This is a genomic window from Paenibacillus sp. J2R1T-4 (assembly GCF_059692235.1).
Genome location: NZ_JCAUBA010000043.1, coordinates 1 through 4,176 on the forward strand (window position 1 = coordinate 1; position 4,176 = coordinate 4,176).

Annotated in this window: 4 protein-coding genes and 1 pseudogene; all 5 read left to right on the top strand. The window is 50.7% G+C overall.

Going from position 1 to position 4,176, the window contains the following annotated elements; all coding sequences use genetic code 11:
* The coding region (locus AC58QD_RS32380) for an SDR family oxidoreductase (protein WP_497339184.1) at positions 1-397 on the top strand (397 nt) is incomplete at its 5' end.
* Positions 398-492: 95 nt separating this feature from the next.
* Complete coding sequence (locus tag AC58QD_RS32385; protein WP_497339185.1) at positions 493-879, top strand: phytanoyl-CoA dioxygenase family protein; 387 nt, start codon at positions 493-495, stop codon at positions 877-879.
* A gap of 445 nt (positions 880-1,324) precedes the next feature.
* A complete protein-coding gene (locus tag AC58QD_RS32390; RefSeq protein WP_497339186.1) occupies positions 1,325-2,908 on the top strand; it encodes a type 2 periplasmic-binding domain-containing protein in 1,584 nt (527 codons plus the stop codon).
* 80 nt (positions 2,909-2,988) lie between these two features.
* The gene (locus AC58QD_RS32395) at positions 2,989-3,909 is read left to right on the top strand and encodes an ABC transporter permease (protein WP_497339187.1); all 921 of its coding nucleotides are present in this window, start codon (positions 2,989-2,991) and stop codon (positions 3,907-3,909) included.
* Positions 3,903-4,176 (top strand): annotated as a pseudogene (locus AC58QD_RS32400) (hypothetical protein); the annotation flags it as partial. The gene AC58QD_RS32395 and the pseudogene AC58QD_RS32400, both read left to right, overlap by 7 nt.

A 4,176-nucleotide genomic window follows, 5' to 3' on the forward strand; every position in this document is an offset into this window, starting at 1 on the left:
CCCTTATTTCGAAGAGAACGGAGGCGGCAGCATCGTCAATTTCGCTTCGATGTACGGGATGGTATCGCCGGATCCACGTATCTACGGGGACAGCGGGGCGAACAATCCCGTCAATTACGGAGCAGGCAAGGCGGCGGTCATCCAATTGACCAAGTACTGCGCAGGCCACTTGAGCGGGAAGAATATCCGCGTCAACAGCGTCAGCCCCGGTCCCTTTCCCAATCCGGCGACCCAGCCTGACACCGCGTTCCTCCAAGAATTGAACAATAAAACGATGCTCGGCCGAACCGGCCGCCCTGAGGAGCTCGTCGGACCTGTGCTCTTGTTGGCTTCGCAAGCTTCAAGCTTCATGACCGGCACGAACATCGTGGTGGACGGCGGTTGGACCGCCTGGTAATCGAGCCCGACGCAACCTCATAGTGGATCGAATAAGGAGGCAGAACCCGTTACGGCTTTGCTGCAAGAGGACGAGAACCCGACGGACATTATGCAATGGCACAGAACGAGCCGCTGGCTGTAAAGGACGTGGCCACCCAACCTCAGCTGCTCGATTACGTGGAAAGCTTGCTGGTTCCTAACTTTTACCTGTGGTGCAGCGAGTTTATCGTCAAGGCTCCGCATTCGCCTAAGACCGTTCCTTGGCATCAGGATGCTTACTACTGGCCGCTCGCTCCGCATAATACCGTGACGGTATTTGCGCTGTGGGATGTGGATGAAGCGAACGGGGCGATGCAGGTCATTCCGCGTTCGCATAAGGTCGGCATCATCAAGCATCGCATAGCGGGCGATGAAGCGGTCTTGTCCTTCGAATTGGAGAAGGGCCATTTCAGCTCGGAGGATCACGCTGCGTATTCCGGCGGGGGGATTCTCGCTGCATGACGATGCGATCGTGCACGGTTCCTCCGGCAACGTCTCGGATCGTTGGAGAGTGGGATACATTCTTCGGTTCTCCGCAACGGAAGTTCGCTGCGACCTTTCGGTCAATCCGAATTTCTTGAGTTGACTTTATCCTAAAGGTGTCCGTCTCAAGAAGATACAAAAAATTTTTGCTTTCGGTAACAATAATGCGATCTGACGGCTTGTTAATGTGGCATCAAAAAGAAACCCTATTAATGTAAAATATTTATAAATTAACAAATAAGACGTTAGACGGTTTCTTTTTTCCGCCCCAGCGTTCGGATCGTAAAAAACCGGGCAAATCGCATATTTGTTATCCATAACAAAATTTTTATATTTCTTTTATGAAGCCGACCTTTTAGGATAAAGTCATGTCGAAGTACAAATCACGATTGTACCGACGAAAAAATAAATGGGGAGCGGGAAAATGTTGAAAAAGTCAAAGTGGCTCAGCTTGCCTGTAGCGGTCGCGCTTGCAGGAACAGTATTATGGGGGTGCTCCGGCGCCAAAAACGACGGGAATGGAAGCGCTTCATCGCCGGCGGCGACGAAACAGGCGTCTGCCAGTCCGGCGCCGTCCGGCGGCGGCAAACAGGATTTCGGCAAAGTCGTTCCGCTGCTTACGTCCATTAATAACAAACCGGGCGTGAAGAAAGTTGCCGAATATATTCAGAAGGAAACCGGCGTGCTGCTCGATCCCGTGTATGCCGACGATACGCTAACCAAGTTCAACATCATGGTGACGTCCAAGGAGACGGTAGATTTCGTTAGCATGAATTATGATGATTTCGTGAAAAATGTGTCCAAAGGACTGTTCATGCCGCTCGACGATCTCATTGACAAGTACGGTCCCAATTTGAAGAAAAAGGTTGATTCGGAAGCATGGGCCTGGTCGAAGGGACCCGACGGCAAAATATACGGTATTCCGAGCGTAAGCATCTCGACGCCGTATGTGCCGATGTTGCGTGCCGACTGGCTGAAGGCTGTCAATTTGCCGACACCGAAAACAGTCGACGAGTTTGAAAAAGCGTTAATCGCGATCAAAGCGGCCAATCCGTCGCAATCGGGCAAAGAACTGTACCCGCTCTTCCTCAATACAACTCAAGTCGACAATACGTGGCTCGGCTCGTACCTAAAGAACGGCAGCTCCTGGTGGAAAAGCGGCGACGGGACGTATTTGCCGCCCGAGATGGATCCGGAGTACAAGGACTATTTGGCGACGCTGCAAAAGTGGTTCAAAGCGAAGCTGATCCATCCGGAAACGTTTATCATCACGCAGCAAGGGAAATTGAACGAATTTATCATGCAAAATCTCGTCGGAGCGACAGGCTATTGGTACTCGGCCGGAATCGCCCCTGACTGGAACAAATTGCTGGAGAAATATCCGGACGCAACGTACGTAGCGGCGCCGTTAAGCGGAAAGTACAATAACGGGCTGCTCGCCGAGAAGCGGCCGAAACCCATAAGGGTCGTGAACGCCAATTCGAAAAATGCAGCCGGTGTCGTCAGGATGTTCGACTGGGTTGCCGAGGCACGGGAACATAACATTATTTCGCGCCAAGGCTTGGAAGGCGTTCACTGGAATTATGTCAACAAAGAGAAGTTCGAAGTTAAAATACAAGCGGCCAACGAGCTCGATCCCAATGATGTGTTTCAAGCCGGAGCCTTCGAAATCCTTGATCTGAACCCGCCGACGGAAACGAATGAGCGAGTAGTCGGCAATCCAAGAAATGACGAATATTACCGTACGTGGGATATCCTTGCCAAAGCGGAAAAAGAAAAGAGTTATTTGGCGCTCGATATGAAAATTCATCTGGAAGAGACGACGCTCCCGTCGATCCAAAAAAATAAAGCCACGCTCGATACGGCGAAACAAGAAGCGTTCATCCGCATCGTAACCGGCGAAAAACCGGTGTCCGATTGGGACAATTTTCTGGCAACGTGGAAGAAGATGGGGATGGACGACGTGATCAAGGAAAAGAATGAAGTTTACAAAAAAGCGGGGCTATAAACGCTGACCGATCTGGCTTGTGAACAAGCGCCTTGGCGCGCTTGTTCACGTACGTGATAAACGGGAGGATGCACACGGGAATGAACAACACCATGTTCCGGTCGATCAGGACTTACAAAGTATTTTATTTATTGGCTGCGCCGGGACTCCTTTATTTTCTCATCTTTCATTATGTTCCGATGATCGGCGCTGTAATCGCCTTCAAAGATTTCTCGCCTATTTTGGGCGTCAAGGGGATCTTCACATCACCGTGGGTGGGGCTTGCGCACTTCCAGCGGTTTTTCGATTCGTATTATTTTATGCGCATCTTCACCAACACGCTTGCCATTAGCGGACTCAAGCTGCTTTTCGGCTTTCCGGCGCCTATTGCGCTTGCGTTGATGATCAACGAAGTAGGCCGCCTCGCCTTCAAACGGTTCGTGCAGACGATCTCCTACTTGCCGCACTTCCTTTCCTGGGTTGTCGTAGCCGGCATGATGATCCTCTTTCTGTCTCCCACCTTGGGAATAGCCGGCGACCTGATGCGTTTACTCGGTCTAAAGGAGAATATTTTGTTTCTCGGCTCCAACACCCTGTTTCGTCCCGTATTGGTCGTCAGCTACGTATGGAAGGAAGTCGGTTGGGCCAGCATCATCTACTTGGCTGCGATCAGCGGCATCAGCCCCCACCTGTATGAAGCGGCTACGATCGACGGCGCGTCGCGCTGGAAACAGATGATCCATATTACGTTGCCTTCGATACGCAACATCATGAGCATCATCTTTATTCTGAACATCGGCCATATCCTCGATGCCGGATTCGAACAAATTTTCTTGCTTTATTCGCCAGCCGTATACGAGTCGGGCGACATCATCGACACTTATGTTTATCGCGAAGGATTGGTCGGATTGAATTACAGTTTTGCTTCCGCCGTCGGATTGTTCAAATCCGTCATTGCGATGGTTTTGATCATCTCGGCCAATCGGATTGCGAGACGAATGGAGACGGAAAGCCTATGGTAAGCAAAGCGGGGATCGCTTTCATTTATGGCAGTTTGACGCTGTTCGCTTTATCCGTGATCGCACCCTTTGTTTATATGATTGCGGTATCGCTTACGAACGAAACGATGGTAACCAACATGTCGATGAAGCATGTTTCTTTCGAAGCGTACAAAGTGGTTTTGACATCGGATAACCGATTGTTGAATGCCTTTCAGATGTCCGTTCGTCGTACGGTTCTCGGCACTGCCATGAACATGATCTTCTCCGTTCTGCTGGCCTATAGCCTGT